Here is an 18,186-nt window from a genome sequence, read left to right as displayed (position 1 = left end):
CCCTTATGGAGGTGGAAATGCTCGCATAAGGGTATCATTCCACTTGAAAGATGCCCTTATGGCAGTCGTTTTAGGAAAAAACCACGAAACATATAATATTTGAGGAGTTGTGATTTCCAATTTCCTGTATGGATTTAGTGAAAACCAATCAACAGCCTCGATGATCATCCAAACCAAAAAAGGACCAGGCACAGTTTGCCCGGTTTTTCTTGTAACTTTTCCAGTTCCGTTCATTTCGGTGTTTTATTTATCCTAAAAATGAATGAATAGAGAAGCATCAGTGTTACAAAAATATTTCGTTATATTTACAAAAAAATAAAACGATTAGGCAGACATATCCAGCTAAAAAAGCAAAAAATAAGCAAAAAGAAATAGGTAAGTAGACTAAAAAAACAGGGATATAAGAATGCGGATTGATTCATTCTACCTAGTTATACTAAAAACACAATCTAAAAACAGGCGTAAAATAACTACATTAAGGTTAAGTAGGTGTATAGGTCTTTTATCCTGTTTTATAAAATGAGCATTATGCATGATAAAAATTAACGGAAACTACATAGACATATTATTTCAGATTCTTTACAATTAGGGGTAGATTGACGATATTCGCCAAAGAATTACAAAATTCAGCAAAAAAAATCCTGTTTTGTAAACGAGAGGTGCAAAAATGAATTTGTTTTCAAATACAATATCGACGCTCGAACATGCGCTGGACTACTCTTCAGCAAAGCAGAAAGTAATCTCGCAAAATATTGCTAATGTTGATACACCGAACTATAAAGCAAAGGATGTGTCATTCAAGGCGGTATTCCAGGATGTAATGGAACAATCCTTTGAAGCGAATAAATCGGATTCGCGACATTATGATTTCTTCAGCAGGCCAAGCCGTTTGCCTGGCATCATTAACAAACAAAACGTTAATTATAACGAAAATGGGAATAGCGTTGATTTGGATAAAGAAATGGCCGATATGGCAACAAATCAAATCTACTATAATGCAGTGACTGAGAGGATCAATGGGAAATTCAATACGCTCCAATCGGTCATTAGGGGAGGTAGGTAAGTATGACAATCTTTCATAGCATGGACACGACTGCATCTGCGTTAACAGCACAGCGTCTGAGAATGGACGTCATTTCCTCCAATATGGCCAATGTTGATTCGACAAGAGGTGTGAATGGAGAGCCTTATCGCCGGAAGATGGTTGTCATGGAGCCAAAGGAAGGCAGCTTCTCTTCATTTCTTAATAAAGCAATCGGAAATACAGACAGCTCCGGAGCTGGCAATGGAGTGAAAGTAACAAGAATCGCTGAAGACAGAGAAAATCCGCTCAAAATGGTTTATGATCCAGAGCATCCCGATGCCGATGCGGATGGCTATGTTGCCTATCCCAATGTAGATCCATTAAGGGAGATGGTCGACTTAATAAGTGCCACTCGATCATATGAAGCAAACGTGACAGTTTTTAACGCCTCTAAAGGAATGATGATGAAAGCACTTGAAATTGGAAAGTAAGGAGAGAACGCAATGAATACTGCCGGAATTAATTCAGTAACCCAAATGGTCAAGCCGTTTGAAACAAAGGGTCCTACTCCCACATCTACACCATACGAAGCGCAGAAAAGTTTTTCGTCCGTACTTAAGCAAACAATTGAAAATGTAAATAAATCCCAGCTTCAATCTGATGTGCTGACCGAAAAGTTAGCCCGTGGTGAAAATATTGACCTTCATCAGGTGATGATTGCAAGCCAAAAAGCAAGCATTACCCTACAGGGAACCCTGGAAGTCAGAAACAAAGTGATCGAAGCATACCAAGAAATGATGAGAATGCAAGTTTAATATTATTGGCTAAAAACTAATCGGTTATTAGCTGTATAAAAGAAGAGACATAATAACCGGGGGATTGAAATGAAAGAAACCGTTCAAAAGTATATACATACAATGAAGGATTTCTGGCTCGGGCGAACCAGAAAACAAAAAATAAGTATTTTGGCATCTATTTTCTTTGTTTTCGCCGTTGCTGGTCTCACCGCTATTTTTTCAACAAAGCCTTCCTTAGTGCCACTTTATAGCAATTTAACACCCGCCGAGACAGGAACAATCAAACAAAGTCTGGATGCCAGGGGTATTAAATCAGAAATAACGGATGACGGAAAGACCATCATGGTTCCCGAATAGTCAGTCGATACGCTGAAGGTAGAACTGGCTGCTGAAGGAATTCCAAAGTCAGGAAGCATTGATTATTCCTTTTTTAGCCAGAACGCAGGCATGGGCATGACAGATAATGAGTTCAATGTGCTCAAGCTGGAAGCCATGCAGACGGAATTGGCAAATTTGATGAAAGGAATCGATGGGGTCAATGACGCCAAAGTAATGATAAACCTTCCGGAAAAAGGAATATTTGTAAGTGATAATGCCGAACCGGCTTCGGCATCCATCGTCCTCAATACGAGTCCTGGTTATCAATTCAAGGAAGAACAAATTACAGCTCTTTACCATCTAGTAGCAAAAAGTGTTCCCAATCTTCCTACTGATAATATCGTCATTATGAATCAGTTTTTTGAGTATTTTGATTTAAAAAATGAAAATAGTTCCAGTGGTGCTACATTTGCTTCACAGCATGAAATAAAGCAACAAATTGAAAGGGATGTTCAAAGACAAGTCCAAAACATGCTCGGAACACTTATGGGTCATGATAAAGTCGTTGTTTCAGTAACTGCTGATATTGATTTTACCCAAGAAAACAGGGTAGAAAACATTGTTGAACCCGTTGATAAAGAAAATATGGAAGGCATCGCCATTAGTGCACAGCGGATTACGGAGACGTTTACTGGCAACGCAAATCAGGCCGGAGGGGTTCCAGCAGGAGGCAATCCTGCTGATACGACTGGTTCCCAATATCTTGAGGGAGCGACGGGGAACGGAGATTATGAAAAAGTAGAAGAAACGATCAATAATGAAGTAAATAGAATTAAAAAAGAAATCACAGAGAGTCCTTACAAGGTGAGGGATTTGGGCATTCAGGTGATGGTAGAACCTCCGACTCCTGATGACCCAACTTCTCTTCCTCAGGATAGGAGGGATGATATAACCAAAATCCTCGGAACGATTATAAGGACGACAATTGATAAAGACGTTCTTGGAACACCGTTGACAGATGAGTTGATCAAGGAGAAGGTAGTCGTCTCTGTTCAGCCATTTAATGGGAAAATTGCTTTTGATCAACAGGTTGTCCAAAAATTGCCTTGGTGGGTATACCTTATCGGCGGATTGTTGCTTGCGGCTATCGTGACCCTGTTGCTTCTGTTCTTAAGAGCAAGAAAGAACAAAGTAGAAGAAGAGTTTGTTTATGAAGAACAGCTTGAACCAATTCATGTTCCTGATGTAAACAAGGAATTGGAAACAGAAGGTACAATGAAGAAAAAGCAGCTCGAAAAAATGGCAAAAGAAAAGCCAGAGGATTTTGCGAAGCTATTACGGACATGGATTTCTGAGGACTAGGGGGGTCAAGCAATGAGGAAAGATCAAAAAGAATTAACAGGAAAACAGAAGGCAGCCATCCTCCTGATCTCGCTTGGACCAGATGTCTCTGCTTCCATTTACAAGCATTTAAGTGAAGAAGAAATCGAGAAGCTTACACTTGAAATATCAGGTGTAAAAAAAGTGGACTCTCTGGCAAAAGAAGAAATTCTTGAAGAGTTTCATAGCATTGCGCTAGCACAGGACTATATTACCCAAGGTGGAATCGGCTATGCGAAAACGGTATTGGAAAAAGCATTAGGGACCGATCAGGCAGCGGTGATCATTAATAGATTGACTTCATCCCTGCAAGTACGCCCGTTTGATTTCGCCCGAAAAGCAGATCCTGGCCAGATTCTTAATTTTATCCAAAATGAGCACCCGCAAACAATCGCATTGGTTCTCTCTTATTTGGACTCAGCACAGGCCGGACAGATTCTTTCTGAATTGCCGCAGGAAGTACAAGCGGATATTGCCCGCCGAATTGCTGTGATGGATAGTACTTCCCCTGAAATCATAAATGAAGTGGAACAAATTCTGGAAAGAAAACTGTCAGCTACTGTTACTCAAGATTATACGCAAACAGGCGGAATCGAGGCGGTAGTGGATGTCTTGAACGGGGTAGACCGAGCAACTGAACGAACAATTCTTGATTCACTGGAAATCCAGGATCCTGAACTTGCCGAGGAAATCAAAAAGCGGATGTTCGTATTTGAAGATATTGTTACTCTTGATAATCGTGCAATCCAACGAGTAATCCGAGATTGTGAAAACGAGGATCTCTTGCTTGCTCTTAAAGTCTCAAGTGATGAAGTGAAGGAAATCGTCTATAAAAATATGTCTAAACGGATGGTAGAAACTTTCCAAGAAGAAATGGAATTCATGGGCCCTGTAAGACTGCGTGATGTCGAAGAGGCGCAATCAAGGATTGTCGCCATCATTCGCCGTCTGGAAGAAGCTGGTGAAATCGTCGTTGCCCGCGGCGGAGGGGATGATATCATTGTCTAGACTAATTAAATCCCAGTTTACTAGTAGTGATTTGCCCCCAGAAAAGAAAGTCATTTCCATTAGAATGCTAGATACTTCTACCGATGAAAAAACGGCATCTTCTGTATTCCCCCATACAGAAGATGAGAGGAAGAGAATCCTGGACGATGCTGAAATGGAAGCAAAAAGGATTGTTTCGCAGGCGATAGAGGAAGCCGAATTCACCAGGAAGCAAGTTCAATTAGAAAGGCAGGATTGGGAGGAGCAAAAGCAGATTCTTGCGGAAGAATCCAGGCAGGCTGGTTTTGACCAAGGGTATCAAGACGGCAGAAATCAAGGATACGAGGAATATCAACAGTCAATAATGTTTGCCCAACAAATCGTGCAAGCCGCAAAACAGGATTACCAGAATCATATCGATTCATCAGAAAAAGTAATTCTCGACCTTGGTGTGACAATCGCAGGCAAAATCATCGGAGAGAAACTGACAGCAGATGAAGGCTTCCTCCCGCTTGTTAAAACTGCGTTGAAAAATGCAAGGGATTATAAGGACATTCAGCTTCATGTCCATCCTAATCATTATCAGGAATTGCTTAGCCACAAAGAAGAATTAATCGCGATGTTTCCAAAAGAGATAGTCTTCTACATCTACCCAGATGATGGACTGATCGAATCCTCCTGCATAATTGAATCAGAAAATGGCAGGATGGATGCCAGTGTGGATAGCCAATTGGAGGAAATTAAGACGAAACTGTTTGAGATTTTGGAGAGTGATCTAGAGTGAAGGCTCGGGATTTATTGAATCATGTAGACTCATTAGATAGCTTCAAACGTTACGGCAGGGTGAAGCGGGTAGTCGGTCTAATGATCGAATCTCAAGGTCCGGAAAGCTCGATCGGAGATGTTTGTTTTATCCATGTAGGCGCAGCAAGGAAACGAAAAATCCAGGCAGAGGTAGTCGGTTTTAAAGATGAAAGCATTATTCTTATGCCATATACCTCGATTCATGAAATTTCTCCTGGGAGTTTAGTAGAAACTACCATGAAGCCATTAGAAGTGAAAGCTGGAATGGGGTTAATCGGGAAAGTGGTCGACTCTTTGGGAGTTCCATTGGATCAATCCAGTCTCCCAAAAGGCCTTGCCTCGGTTCTGACAGAGCAAGATCCACCTAACCCTATGAGCAGGCCACCAATCACTGAACCAATCGAAGTGGGAGTTAGATTGATTGATAGTCTGCTGACGGTAGGCAATGGGCAACGGGTAGGAATATTTGCCGGTAGTGGGGTAGGGAAAAGCACCTTGCTGGGAATGATTGCGAGAAACACTACCGCTGACTTAAATGTCATCGGACTGATTGGTGAACGAGGAAGAGAAGTACGGGAGTTTATCGAACGAGATTTAGGTCCAGAAGGTTTAAAACGTTCGATTGTCGTTGTGGCAACTTCTGATCAGCCAGCATTGATGCGGATCAAAGGAGCCTATACAGCAACTGCAATTGCAGAATACTTTCGCGACAAAGGGCTTAATGTCATGCTCATGATGGATTCCGTTACACGAGTGGCGATGGCCCAGCGGGAAGTTGGTCTTGCAGTTGGCGAGCCTCCAACGACGAAAGGCTATACTCCGTCGGTGTTTGCGATCCTTTCCAGGCTTCTTGAAAGAACAGGAACCAATGAATTTGGGTCAATCACTGGCTTCTACACAGTCCTTGTTGATGGAGATGATATGAATGAGCCGATCGCAGATACAGTCCGAGGAATCCTAGATGGTCATTTTGTAATGGATCGGGACTTGGCCAATAAAGGTCAGTATCCAGCAGTGAATGTCCTAAAAAGCATCAGCAGAGTTATGAATAATATTGTAAGCCCAGAACATCTACAGGCAGCAGAGAGATTGAGGGAATTAGTAAGCACTTATATGAACGCTGAAGATTTAATTAATATTGGGGCATATAAGAAAGGAACATCAGCTCCAATCGATGAAGCCGTCATGAGATACCCTCTTATACTGGATTTCTTGAAGCAGAGCACAAATGAAAAAGTCTCATTTGATGAGAGTGTAGAAGCATTATGGAAGCTTGTAAAGAAAGGTTGATCGTTCGATGCGTTTCCAATACAAATTTGATAAAATTCTTTCTCTCAAGTCAAGAGAAAAGGACGAGGCACAAGCGGTATACGAAGAATCAGTTAAAAACTTTGAAGATGCAGCTGAAAAACTTTATGAACTTTTAAAGAAAAAAGAGGATCTTGAGAGTTTTCAGTCAGACAGGCTTCTTGGTGGTTTACCGGTACAGGAAATACGTCACCATCAACTTTTTATCGGCAATTTGGACAAATCGATTGCCCATTTTCAAAAGGTGGTAATGAACGCGAGAAATAGAATGAACCTTCAGCAAATACAGCTCATGGAAAAGAACAAGGAAGTTAAAAAGTTTGAAAAAATCAAACAGAAAGACCACCATCAGTTTCTTGCGAATGAAAAATATGCCGAGAGCAGGATGATGGATGAAGTCTCACTTCAGCAATACATGAACCGGGAAATAAGGTGATTCAATGGCGGAGAGCATGAAGGAAAAAGGCAACCAGCAAGAGAGAAGCAAGTTTCAAAAATTTATATTTGTAGTAGCTATCCCAGTTTTATTTTCGATTGTTGTGGCTTTGGTTGCCCTCTCTTTTCTTGGAGTCAATATTTTACAAACGGCAAAGGATTTCGGCAGCAATGTTCCATTCCTCTCCTCCATGGTGAAAGTAAATAAACAGCCATCTGTCGAGGAATTTCAAAAGCAGATAGTGAGTATGGAAGCCGTGATCACGGACCGTGATGCGAAACTCAAACAACTTCAGTCCGAAATAGACAGCAAGGATACCGATCTGAAACGAATGGAACTCGAGAAAGGCCAGCTTCAGGCGCAGATAGAAGAATTGACAGCAATCAAGGAAGGGAATAAACGAGCCTTCCAGGAAATCGTCAAGACGTATGAAACGATGTCAGCTAAAAGCGCTGCATCGATTATTTCAAAAATGAAATCAGATGAAGCGATGAAAATCCTGACGAATATCAAGACGGATTCATTAGCAGCGATCCTGGAAAAGCTTCCGGCAGATGTAGCTGCGAATTACACTCAATTATTAACGAACAAGGCGGGAAGCAATTAACAGTTATTTTTTTGAAAGGAGGTGAAAAGATGGAAATTGGATCGCTTGGATCTGTTCTTAGTGTCGCAGCCGTGAAACAACCTGTATCCGGCAAGAACGAAATCAAAGGCGGTTTTGCGGAAATGATGGCATCGGTGCTTTTGGAAGCAAATAGTGCAAAGAATGCGGAATCATTAGGCCAAGGTAAGAAAGAATTGCAGAGTCTTGCAGAATTGGCTGGGTTTTTAAACAAAGACGACCTGTTGGATTTAGAGGATGGACTAAAGCTGTTGGAAAAATTGATGACAGATTCAGACAATCTTTTAGGCAAGGCGCTTAGCTATTTGGGAGTCAGCATGGACCAAGTTCAGCTGTTGGTTCAGAAATGGCCGATCAATGAGGGAAACTCAGAAAATCGAGCGGAAGAGGGATTGCTGACGACTCTTACGGCTATCCTGGCTGAAATGGCGAAATTGCCCAAAAATGAACTTGCTGCCAAGCTTGATAACAATGATTTTGAGACTATTAAAGCTCTCAAACTGTATGAGCTGATGTCCAAGTCAGTCGATGGCTATCAATCTAAGCATGCAGCCTCACTGAAGCAGTCGATGCAGAAGCTGGAAGAAGGTTTGTCCAGCCTCTTAAAAACGAACAATCGAAGTAGCCTAAATGATGCCATTCAAAATCGCTTTACCCAGGTAGCAAGGGAGTTAAACCTGTTACATGAAAAAAACAGCCATTTCTCAGAAGCTACTAGTTTAACAGAAACAGGATCGGCTAGTAAGACCGATGGACAAACCGGGTCTGTTTCGTTTCTCCCGCAAATGGCACGAGCTGAACAGCTGACCTTGATGATGAATAGTCCGGAAAGACCTGTTTCTGCAGAGCAATTAATGAAACAATTTGAGTCCCTTCTCGCAAAATCTCAATTTATGACTAGCGGCGGAACCCAAAAACTATTTATTAAATTGTTTCCAGAACATCTTGGCAGCATTCGAGTAGAGTTAATCCAAAAAGACGAGACAATGATGGCCAGAATCATTACTGCTTCCGGCAGTGCAAAAGAAACGTTGGAAGCCCAAATTAATGGGCTAAAACAGGCCTTTGCTGCCCAAAACCTAGCAGTCGACAGAATCGAAGTATCTCAGCAGCAGAGCCAGCAAGAGCGTTTCCTGAATAGAGATTCCCAACAACAACAAGAAAGACAGCCTGACAAAAGAGAAGTAGACCAAAACGAAGAAAACGGAAACTTTACGCTTACCTTCGAGGAAGCCCTGTTAAATACTGAAGTATAGGAGCAAAAAAATGGTGAATTCAATTGATTCTTCTTATCTGCTATCGAATCTTCAAAAAGACAGAAAATTAGGTTCTGATATTCTTGGAAAAGATGATTTCTTGAAAATTCTGATGACACAGCTTCAGAATCAGGATCCGATGAATTCAATGGAGGATAAAGATTTTATTGCCCAAATGGCAACCTTTTCTACGCTTGAACAAATCACAAATATGGGAAAGTCGATTGACAGGTTTGTGCAGGCAGAACAGCAAAACAAAATGATTTCCTATAGTCAGTTCGTGGGCAAGGAGATCACATGGCATAAAGTGGAAACAACCGACGGGCAGGAGACAGTCGAACAAGGAAGCGGAAGGGTGGCATCCGTCCAGTTTAAGGAAGATGTGGTAACGTTTTTACTGGAGGACGGTACAGAGCTAGAACCGGCAAATATCTCACAAATCAAGGATGTTTCAAGTGAAAATCACCTTCTGCAGGCGAGCATGCTGATTGGCAAAGCGATTACCTATTTAGATGAAAAGGAACAAGAGAAATCAGCAAATGTCCAATCTGTTTACTTTAAAAATGGCAAAACATCTTATTTGCTGGATGATGAGAATAACACAAGCATTCTATCTTCACAAATCACCAAAATTCAATGAGATTAGGAGTGGAGTAATGGATAAAACGAATTTTCGTCCCATTCATTCACTGCCTGCTAACAGATCTTACCAAAAACCTGTGAAAACCAGCAAAGCTCAAACAGCTTTTTCCTTACAGTTGCAATCGGCCCTTCAATCAAAGACTGGTCTTACGATCAGTAAGCATGCAACTGAAAGACTGGAGCAGCGTGGAATTAATATATCCACGGAGCGCTGGAACAGGATTGAGGAAAAAGTCAGCCAGGCTAAGGCCAAAGGCGTGAATGATTCGCTTGTCCTGCTGAAAGATGCAGCATTGATTGTCAGTGCGAAAAACAACACCGTTATTACTGCGATGGGAAGGCAGGAGGCAACAGAGCAAATTTTCACCAATATAAATGGAACGATTGTAATGGAAAATTAAATTTTAAACAAGTGGCTGGACCTTCACGGAGGCCTGGGCTGTGGATCGATGGAAGCAGCCCCTAAAATCGAAAGGAGATGGACAAGCTATGCTTCGTTCAATGTACTCAGGAATCAGCGGAATGAAAAATTTCCAGACTAAACTTGATGTCATCGGCAACAACATCGCCAATGTAAATACTTACGGCTTCAAAAAAGGCCGTGTTACTTTTAAAGATACAATGAATCAAACCATCTCTGGCGCAAGCGCTGCGACCCAGAATAAGGGCGGAAAGAACCCAATGCAGGTGGGTCTTGGCTCAACAATCGCGAGTATTGATATGATTGATACTCAGTCAAGCCTGCAAACAACTGGCCGCGCCCTTGATCTTGCCATTTCTGGAGATGGCTATTTTGTAGTAAAACAGGGACAATCCCAGATGTATACCCGGGCGGGAAACTTCTACCTGGATGACAATGGTACACTAGTAACTGGGGATGGATTGAAGGTGCAGTCCTTGAATAACGGCATTCTTGAAGATATTACCGTTAACGTAAATGCGCTCCTGCCAGCCAAACAAACGACTGAACTGGTGATGAAGGGCAATCTCCCAGAGGATGCAAAGGGTTCTTCTGAATTGCTTCAGCAGTTAAAAGTTGTAGATGGGAATGGAATGGATCATGTGATTGACATGACTCTGAAGCCCAATGGTGCAAATGGTGCTGCAACGGGTAATTGGACTGTTTCGTTTGTCGATAAATCGATTCCTGTCGCTGATCCAACCGCGCCGAATCCAAATATCACGACCGTAAACATACAGATTCCGACTAATACGCCACAAAATATTACTTTGAAGCTAAACGATGGATCAGGTACTGCTACTCCGTTTAACGTTGCATTGCCGCTTGATGAATTGACTGTAGACGGCGGCAGCATGGATGCCAATGCCTACCCTGACGGCAACACCCAAGGTGCGCTTGAAAGCTTCAACATCGGTTCAACTGGTGAAATCAACGGAGTTTTTTCAAATGGGCTTGTGTTGACTCTTGGACAACTTGCGCTTGCTAAGTTCAGCAATCCTTCTGGTCTTTCCAAGATAGGCAATAATACATTACAAGAATCCGTTAACTCTGGAACAGCGAATATCAATGTTCCTGGAGAAGGTCGTGGGTCCATCGCCGCAGGTTCACTCGAAATGTCCAATGTAGATCTTTCTGAGGAGTTCACCGAGATGATCACAGCTCAACGTGGTTTCCAGGCAAATACGAGAATCATTACGACATCTGATGAAATTCTTCAGGAGCTCGTGAACTTAAAACGATAGAGGAGAGAGGAGCAGGGCTTTAAGGGAAGTCCTTTTAGCCCTTGTGGATAATAGTGATAAAAGTGACGAAATTAAATGGAAAAACGTTCATGCTCAATTCATTATTTATTGAGACAATAGAAGCCTTTCCGGACACGACGATTACCTTAGCCAATGGTCGGAAGTATGTTGTTAAAGAAAGTGAAAAGGAAGTAGTACGCTTTATCAAGGAATATTACCAGAGTATCGGCTTGCTTGGAAGCCGGTTGGTGGAGGAACTGGACCATGAAGAATAATAAACTGGTCATGATTATGTCAGTCATGCTGGTCGTCATCCTGCTCGTCGGTACAGTTGCCGTCGTAGCGGTAATGAAGCTTAAAACTAGTGATAATACCAAAGAACCAAGTATTGAAGAGGTGCTGGCAGCTTCGGTAGATGTACCAGAGGTAACGACGAACCTTGCATCCAATGATTACATTAAAATTTCCTTCAAAATTGAAACAGATGGAAAGAAAGCAAAGGATGAACTGGAAAAGAGAGATTTTCAGGTGAAAAACCTGATTATCTATGAGCTTTCCGAGAAAAAGGCAGAAGACCTGAAAGGCAAGGAAGGCAAGATGAACCTAGAAGAAACGCTTAAAGTGAAATTAAATGAGCTGATGCAGGATGGAAAAATCAAAAAAGTATACATAACAGGTTCTCTCCTCCAGTAACAGAAGAATCATATTACCGTAATCGTAGGGAGGTGAAGAGAATGTCGGGAGATGTATTATCACAAAGTGAAATTGATGCTTTGCTATCCGCCCTGTCTACAGGGGAAATGGATGCGGATGAGTTAAAAAAAGAACAAATAGAAAAAAGGGTGAAAGTATATGATTTCAGGAGAGCGCTACGCTTTTCAAAGGATCAAATTCGCAGCCTAACCCGGATTCACGAAAACTTTGCCAGGTTGCTGACTACTTTTTTCTCTGCGCAATTAAGAACATATGTTAATATCGCGGTAGCGTCAGCAGACCAGATTCCTTATGAAGAATTCATCCGGTCGATCCCTAAGATGACGATCTTAAATGTTTTCGATGTAGAACCGCTCGAAGGCAGAATCCTCATGGAAGTCAATCCAAATATTGCCTATGCCATGATGGACCGGCTGTTAGGCGGCAGGGGGGCAAGTCACAACAAAGTGGACAGTTTGACAGAAATTGAAACAAAAATTATGTCAAACATGTTCGAAAAAGCTTTTGAAAATTTCAGGGAGGCATGGAGTTCGATTTCTGATATTGATCCCCAGTTATCAGAATTTGAAATCAATCCGCAGTTCTTGCAGATGGTTTCCCCTAATGAAACCGTCGTTGTCATTTCTTTAAATACGACGATCGGGGAAGCAAGCGGAATGATTAATATATGTATACCGCATGTAGTACTCGAACCGATCATTCCAAAATTGTCAGTAAAATATTGGATGCAATCGGACAAGAAACAAAGCTTGCCAATTGAAAATTCAGTATTGCAAAGTGAAATCCAAAAGGCTGATGTTTCCGTTACTGCAGAAATAGGATCGTCTGAAATTTCGATCCAGGATTTCCTTTCGCTTGAAATCGGCGATGTAATTGAATTAAATCAGCGGATTGACCAGCCTTTACTGATAAAAGTCGGAGATATCCCTAAATTCGTAGGACAGCCAGGGAAACTAAACAAAAAATTAGCCATTCAAGTGTTTGACACATTTAAGGGGGGAGACGATGATGGTGAGCGATGACATGCTATCTCAAGATGAAATTGATGCGCTTTTAAGAGGTACCTCTAATGGGGTGGAAGAAACAGAAAACGAGATTAATGTAGATGATTATTTTTCTTTTATGGAGAGAGATGCACTTGGTGAGATCGGAAATATTTCTTTTGGCAGCTCAGCTACAGCGTTGTCTACACTGCTAAACCAGAAGGTTGAAATTAATACACCTACGGTTACAGTTGTGCACAAATCCAAGCTAGAGGATGAGTTCCCAGATCCATATGTAGCAGTTCAGGTTCATTACACGGAAGGGTTTATCGGCAGCAATATGCTTGTCATCCAGCAAAGTGACGCAGCGATTATTGCCGACTTAATGCTTGGCGGTGATGGATTGAATCCAAGGGAGCTGCTCGACGAAATCCAGCTTAGTGCAGTTCAAGAGGCGATGAACCAGATGATGGGTTCAGCGGCAACCTCGATGTCAACCGTATTTAGCAAGAGGGTTGATATTTCGCCCCCTATTATCAATCTATTGAATGTGGCTGAAGGGGAAGGAACAGACTCGATACCTGAAGATGATTTTTTAGTAAAGGTATCCTTCTTTTTGAAAATAGGCAAATTAATTGATTCAAACATCATGCAGCTTTTGCCGGTGTCCTTTGCGAAAAGTCTTGTTGATGAATTATTGAATCCTGGGGGAACAAAAGCGGTCCAGCATGAAGAGACTGTGCTGCCAACACCGCTGGCCAGCCAGGCTCCTATTCAACAAAACAATTCATTTGAACAAGGACAGCAGCAAAATCCAATTCACCAGCAAGGTTTTCAGCAGCCGCAATATCAGCCGCAAGAGCAGATGTATTATCAGCCCCAGGCACAACAAAATATGCCACAAGGATTTGGCTATCACCCACAGCCGATGCCCCAGGGTCCACAGCACTTTGGCAGCAATGTGATGACTGGAAGCCAACCAACTGTCCAACCGGCAGTTTTTTCTAGTTTCGAAAATGTGCAAGGGCAGCACGCTGAAACAAAGAACCTTACTATGCTGCTTGATATCCCGTTACAGGTAACAGTGGAATTGGGAAGGACTAAACGCTCAGTAAGGGATATCCTTGAACTAGGATCCGGATCGATCATTGAACTTGACAAACTGGCAGGGGAGCCTGTTGATATTCTCGTGAACAATCGCTTGATTGCACAAGGGGAAGTAGTGGTCATCGATGAAAACTTCGGAGTCCGGGTTTCCGATATTATCAGCCAGAGCGATCGAATTAAAAAATTGAAATAATCAACAGGAGGAATTCCAATGGCGAACAAAATTTTAGTCGTAGACGACGCGGCTTTCATGAGAATGATGATCAAGGATATTTTGACAAAGAATGGGTTTGAGGTGGTTGCGGAAGCAGCTGATGGAGCTCAGGCACTTGAAAAATATAAAGAATTTCACCCAGATCTGGTCACAATGGATATTACCATGCCTGAGATGGATGGAATCACGTCCCTTAAAGAGATTAAAAAAATCAATCCGAATGCCAAGGTCATTATGTGTTCAGCAATGGGCCAGCAGGCGATGGTCATTGATGCCATTCAGGCGGGAGCAAAAGATTTTATCGTCAAACCTTTTCAGGCAGACCGTGTCATCGAAGCGATTTCCAAAACATTAGGATAAGGGACTTATTTATTTATTATAGAGGGTGCGGCTATTGCTAAAACTAATTCGAACTGCCTCGGCCACTCTGATCGTATTAGCTGCTTTGTTTAGTCAAGTCGCCTTGGCTGACGCAGAGCAGCTGAATAAAAGTGTTCAGGAATGCATAAAAAATCCGGATGCTTGTGATGATGGCCAGGCAAAAACCGAAGCAAATCAATCAGATAAAGCACAAGCAAATGCACAAGTAGGGGTAAGTTTCTTGGATTTCGTCCGAATGATCCTTGCTACTGTCTTTGTCATCGCTTTACTATATTTCCTTCTCAAATTCATCAATAAGCGGAGTCTATCAAATAAAAGCTCAAAGTTAGTGGAGAATCTTGGAGGGACAAGTCTGGGAGGCAATAGGTCTGTACAGATTGTGAAGGCGGGTAATCGGCTGTTCATTGTAGGAGTGGGAGAAAATATCCAGCTTTTGAAAGAAATAGAGGACCCAAAAGAGTATGATCAAGTCATTCGGGAGTATAACAGTAAAATGGAACAGCTTATCCAACCAAGCGATCTTTTGACTAAGTTACGAAAGAGAGCGAAGAAGCGTAGCCGCGATCCCCAAAGTTCCAATTTTTCCGCTTTGTTGAAGCATCAGCTGAATGACATGGCGAGCGGACGAAGGAAGATGTTTGAGGAGATGCAAAAGAAAGGGTCACAGCACGATGAATGAGTTCATGAATTTTTTCAACAGCACAGATCCAACCAGCGTATCGACATCCGTAAAACTGATGCTGTTGCTGACGGTTCTTTCGATTGCGCCTGGAATTTTGATTCTCATGACCAGTTTTACGAGAATCATCATTGTTCTTTCCTTTGTCAGAACAGCGCTTGCCACCCAACAAATGCCGCCTAACCAAGTATTGGTGGGCCTTGCAATGTTTTTGTCATTCTTCATTATGGCACCTACTTTCCAGGAAGTGAATGAACAGGCATTGACGCCTTTATTTAATGAAGAAATCAATTTGGAGCAAGCTTATGAAAGAGCATCCATTCCTTTTAAAGAGTTCATGAGCGCACAGACGAGGCAGAAGGACCTAGCTTTATTCCTTCAATACGCAAAGGCGGATACTCCTAAATCGGTACAGGAAATTCCGTTGACTGCACTGGTCCCGGCTTTTGCGATCAGTGAAATCAAAACTGCTTTCCAAATCGGATTTATGATCTTTATCCCATTTCTGGTGATTGATATGGTAGTAGCTAGTGTCCTCATGTCAATGGGGATGATGATGCTTCCGCCAGTAATGATCTCGCTGCCTTTCAAGATACTCTTGTTTGTCATGGTGGATGGCTGGTATTTAGTAGTTAAATCATTATTACAAAGTTTTTAAGCAGGTGAGAACATGACAGCAGAATCGGTAATCTCCATAGCCGAAAGAGGGATATATACAGTGTTAATGGTATCAGGACCACTGCTGTTATTGGCGCTGGTAGTAGGTTTGATTGTCAGCATCTTTCAGGCAACCACGCAAATACAGGAACAGACCTTGGCTTTTGTTCCGAAGATTGTTGCAGTCCTTATCGGTGTCATTTTTTTCGGACCTTGGATGCTAAGTTATATGCTTTCCTATGCAACCGAAATTTTTTCCAATCTTACAAGGTTTGTAGGTTGATGAAATGATAGATTTTATTCCATCTTTTCCGACCTTCTTGCTGATTTTTGTCAGGGTGACCTCCTTCTTCCTGATGATGCCGTTGTTTTCCTATCGGACAATCCCGGCAACACATAAAATTGGTCTTGGTTTCATGTTAGCGCTTATCATGTTTTCAGCGATCGATGCACCTGAGTTGAAGATTGACAGTGTCTATTTCATGTTAATCATCAAAGAGGCCATGGTTGGTTTATTCATCGGATTTATCGCAGCATTAATGATGTCTGCTATCCAGATTGCCGGAGGGTTTATCGATTTTCAGATGGGATTTGCAATTGCCAATGTCATCGACCCGCAAACAGGTGCTCAGAGTCCGTTGATGGGGCAATATTTATCGATTATCGCTTTACTTGTTCTACTGACGGTGAATGGCCATCACTTGCTGATGGACGGGATCTTTTATAGCTATAATTTTATACCGATCGATCAGTTGATGATTCCCTTTGGAAAGGAGAACGTCGCAGAGTTTGTTCTTCTTTCCTTTAATAAAATGTTCCTCATCGCTTTTCAGATGTCCCTTCCTATTGTGGGAACATTGTTTTTGGTGGATATTGCACTTGGAATCGTAGCCAGAACAGTACCTCAGCTGAATATTTTCGTTGTCGGCCTGCCGATTAAAATCGGTGTCAGCTTCTTGGTTCTCATCGCGGTAATGGGTGCCCTGATGGCGGTTACATCGGATCTTGTTTCGACCACACTCGCGACGATGCGCGGATTGATGGAAATAATCGGGGGAGCATAAAATGAATTTTTTGAAAGTCGACCTTCAATTTTTTGCTGGTGAAAAAACAGAAAAAGCTACTCCTAAAAAAAGGCAGGATGCGCGAAAAAAAGGACAGGCTGCCAAAAGCCAGGACGTTAATACGGCGATCGTCTTGCTTGCCGTTTTCCTGTATTTGATGTTTTTTGGAAAGGACATAACGGAGAGACTAATGGGAGTTCTCCGTCATGCGCTGCAAAATTATCTATTTATGGAATTGACTGCAAATAATCTAGAATCTATTGTAGTGGAAATCCTTGGTGAACTAGTCTTTTTCCTCGGTCCAGTGATGGGCGTTGCCTTGCTTGCGGGAGTAGCCGCCAATTATATGCAGGTTGGTTTTATTTTTTCCACTGAGGCAATCCAGATGAATGCCGAAAAGATCAATCCAATCAGCGGTTTTAAAAGAATTTTCTCGATGAGGGCAATTGTCGAATTGCTTAAATCGATTTTAAAGATCAGCTTCATTGGAGTCATCGCTTTTTCCGTTTTATGGGCTAGGATGGATGAAGTTTTGCTGCTTGCCAATAAAAGTGTTGGTGCGGCAATTGCGACAATTGCAGGACTAACGCTCCAAATGGGGCTTTTTGCTTCCGGAGCATTGCTATTTTTGTCATTATTGGACTTTTTGTACCAAAAATATGACTTTGAGAAAGGAATCCGCATGTCTAAACAGGACTTGAAGGATGAGTACAAAAATATCGAAGGAGACCCGCTCATCAAATCAAAGATCAAGCAAAAGCAAAGAGAAATGGCAATGCGGCGGATGATGCAAGAAGTTCCAAAAGCAGATGTAGTCATTACGAACCCGACTCACTTTGCGATCGCATTAAAGTATGACGAAGAGAAGGCTGATGCGCCGGTCGTGGTTGCCAAAGGTGTCGATTTTGTCGCCCAGAAAATCAAATGGATTGCCAAAGAGAATGAAATCATGACTGTCGAAAATCGTCCGCTTGCCAGAGCTTTATACAGTCAGGCTGAAATCGGCGATGCGATTCCTGAAGAGTTTTTTAAGGCTGTTGCCGAGATTCTGGCTTATGTATATCAAACAAAAAATAAAGTGCTGTAATTGTCAAGGTATGCAGTGT

Annotated in this window: 22 protein-coding genes and 1 pseudogene; all 23 read left to right on the top strand. The window is 42.1% G+C overall.

Annotation, left to right across the window (positions count from 1 at the left end):
* The first annotated feature begins 667 nt into the window (after positions 1 to 667).
* The 23 genes and pseudogenes from flgB to flhB all read left to right on the top strand — a co-directional run bounded on the left by flgB (position 668) and on the right by flhB (position 18,167).
* Positions 668 to 1,063 (top strand): flagellar basal body rod protein FlgB, encoded by a 396-nt coding sequence (gene flgB, locus UB32_RS13460; RefSeq protein ID WP_044394470.1) that lies wholly within the window; start codon positions 668 to 670, stop codon positions 1,061 to 1,063.
* A 2-nt stretch (positions 1,064 to 1,065) separates the two neighbouring features.
* Positions 1,066 to 1,515, top strand: coding sequence for a flagellar basal body rod protein FlgC (gene flgC, locus UB32_RS13455; protein WP_044394469.1), 450 nt, complete (start codon positions 1,066 to 1,068; stop codon positions 1,513 to 1,515).
* Positions 1,516 to 1,560: 45 nt separating this feature from the next.
* Positions 1,561 to 1,839, top strand: a complete 279-nt coding sequence (fliE, locus tag UB32_RS13450) for a flagellar hook-basal body complex protein FliE (RefSeq protein WP_241768508.1) — start codon at positions 1,561 to 1,563, stop codon at positions 1,837 to 1,839.
* A 69-nt stretch (positions 1,840 to 1,908) separates the two neighbouring features.
* A pseudogene (fliF, locus tag UB32_RS13445) lies at positions 1,909 to 3,501 on the top strand (flagellar basal-body MS-ring/collar protein FliF).
* A 12-nt stretch (positions 3,502 to 3,513) separates the two neighbouring features.
* A complete protein-coding gene (gene fliG, locus UB32_RS13440) occupies positions 3,514 to 4,527 on the top strand; it encodes a flagellar motor switch protein FliG (protein ID WP_044394468.1) in 1,014 nt (337 codons plus the stop codon).
* Positions 4,520 to 5,290: a flagellar assembly protein FliH gene (fliH, locus tag UB32_RS13435; protein WP_044394467.1), complete on the top strand. Its 771-nt coding sequence runs from the start codon at positions 4,520 to 4,522 to the stop codon at positions 5,288 to 5,290. The genes fliG and fliH overlap by 8 nt, the downstream gene beginning before the upstream one ends.
* Positions 5,287 to 6,600 carry a flagellar protein export ATPase FliI gene (fliI, locus tag UB32_RS13430; protein WP_044394466.1) on the top strand — a complete coding sequence of 438 codons (1,314 nt, stop codon included), beginning with the start codon at positions 5,287 to 5,289 and terminating at the stop codon, positions 6,598 to 6,600. The genes fliH and fliI overlap by 4 nt, the downstream gene beginning before the upstream one ends.
* Positions 6,601 to 6,607: 7 nt before the next feature.
* Positions 6,608 to 7,054, top strand: coding sequence for a flagellar export protein FliJ (fliJ, locus tag UB32_RS13425; RefSeq protein WP_044394465.1), 447 nt, complete (start codon positions 6,608 to 6,610; stop codon positions 7,052 to 7,054).
* Between the two features lie 4 nt (positions 7,055 to 7,058).
* Complete coding sequence (locus UB32_RS13420; protein ID WP_044394464.1) at positions 7,059 to 7,661, top strand: MotE family protein; 603 nt, start codon at positions 7,059 to 7,061, stop codon at positions 7,659 to 7,661.
* 29 nt (positions 7,662 to 7,690) lie between these two features.
* Positions 7,691 to 8,935, top strand: a complete 1,245-nt coding sequence (locus UB32_RS13415; protein WP_044394463.1) for a flagellar hook-length control protein FliK — start codon at positions 7,691 to 7,693, stop codon at positions 8,933 to 8,935.
* Between the two features lie 10 nt (positions 8,936 to 8,945).
* Positions 8,946 to 9,575: a flagellar hook assembly protein FlgD gene (gene flgD, locus UB32_RS13410; protein WP_044394462.1), complete on the top strand. Its 630-nt coding sequence runs from the start codon at positions 8,946 to 8,948 to the stop codon at positions 9,573 to 9,575.
* A gap of 16 nt (positions 9,576 to 9,591) precedes the next feature.
* The gene (locus UB32_RS13405) at positions 9,592 to 9,978 is read left to right on the top strand and encodes a TIGR02530 family flagellar biosynthesis protein (RefSeq protein WP_044394461.1); all 387 of its coding nucleotides are present in this window, start codon (positions 9,592 to 9,594) and stop codon (positions 9,976 to 9,978) included.
* A gap of 88 nt (positions 9,979 to 10,066) precedes the next feature.
* A complete protein-coding gene (locus UB32_RS13400) occupies positions 10,067 to 11,281 on the top strand; it encodes a flagellar hook protein FlgE (protein ID WP_044394480.1) in 1,215 nt (404 codons plus the stop codon).
* A 53-nt stretch (positions 11,282 to 11,334) separates the two neighbouring features.
* Complete coding sequence (locus tag UB32_RS13395; RefSeq protein WP_044394479.1) at positions 11,335 to 11,556, top strand: flagellar FlbD family protein; 222 nt, start codon at positions 11,335 to 11,337, stop codon at positions 11,554 to 11,556.
* Entirely contained in the window at positions 11,546 to 11,974 is a 429-nt protein-coding gene (fliL, locus tag UB32_RS13390) for a flagellar basal body-associated protein FliL (RefSeq protein WP_044394460.1), read from the top strand. The genes UB32_RS13395 and fliL overlap by 11 nt, the downstream gene beginning before the upstream one ends.
* A 41-nt stretch (positions 11,975 to 12,015) precedes the next feature.
* Positions 12,016 to 13,017 carry a flagellar motor switch protein FliM gene (fliM, locus tag UB32_RS13385; protein WP_044394459.1) on the top strand — a complete coding sequence of 334 codons (1,002 nt, stop codon included), beginning with the start codon at positions 12,016 to 12,018 and terminating at the stop codon, positions 13,015 to 13,017.
* Complete coding sequence (gene fliY / locus UB32_RS13380) at positions 13,004 to 14,278, top strand: flagellar motor switch phosphatase FliY (protein ID WP_044394478.1); 1,275 nt, start codon at positions 13,004 to 13,006, stop codon at positions 14,276 to 14,278. The genes fliM and fliY overlap by 14 nt, the downstream gene beginning before the upstream one ends.
* 18 nt (positions 14,279 to 14,296) lie before the next feature.
* Positions 14,297 to 14,659 carry a response regulator gene (locus UB32_RS13375; protein WP_044394458.1) on the top strand — a complete coding sequence of 121 codons (363 nt, stop codon included), beginning with the start codon at positions 14,297 to 14,299 and terminating at the stop codon, positions 14,657 to 14,659.
* Between the two features lie 25 nt (positions 14,660 to 14,684).
* A complete protein-coding gene (locus UB32_RS13370) occupies positions 14,685 to 15,359 on the top strand; it encodes a flagellar biosynthetic protein FliO (RefSeq protein WP_431305971.1) in 675 nt (224 codons plus the stop codon).
* Positions 15,352 to 16,017: a flagellar type III secretion system pore protein FliP gene (gene fliP, locus UB32_RS13365; protein WP_044394457.1), complete on the top strand. Its 666-nt coding sequence runs from the start codon at positions 15,352 to 15,354 to the stop codon at positions 16,015 to 16,017. The genes UB32_RS13370 and fliP overlap by 8 nt, the downstream gene beginning before the upstream one ends.
* Before the next feature lie 12 nt (positions 16,018 to 16,029).
* Positions 16,030 to 16,299, top strand: coding sequence for a flagellar biosynthesis protein FliQ (gene fliQ / locus UB32_RS13360; RefSeq protein ID WP_044394456.1), 270 nt, complete (start codon positions 16,030 to 16,032; stop codon positions 16,297 to 16,299).
* A gap of 4 nt (positions 16,300 to 16,303) precedes the next feature.
* Entirely contained in the window at positions 16,304 to 17,080 is a 777-nt protein-coding gene (gene fliR, locus UB32_RS13355; protein WP_044394455.1) for a flagellar biosynthetic protein FliR, read from the top strand.
* Position 17,081: 1 nt separating this feature from the next.
* A complete protein-coding gene (flhB, locus tag UB32_RS13350) occupies positions 17,082 to 18,167 on the top strand; it encodes a flagellar biosynthesis protein FlhB (RefSeq protein WP_044394454.1) in 1,086 nt (361 codons plus the stop codon).
* Positions 18,168 to 18,186 lie beyond the last annotated feature (19 nt).

It is taken from the genome of Mesobacillus subterraneus (assembly GCF_000934845.1).
In the GTDB taxonomy this organism is placed as follows: domain Bacteria; phylum Bacillota; class Bacilli; order Bacillales; family Cytobacillaceae; genus Mesobacillus; species Mesobacillus stamsii.
This window is presented reverse-complemented; position numbering and strand designations above follow the sequence as displayed.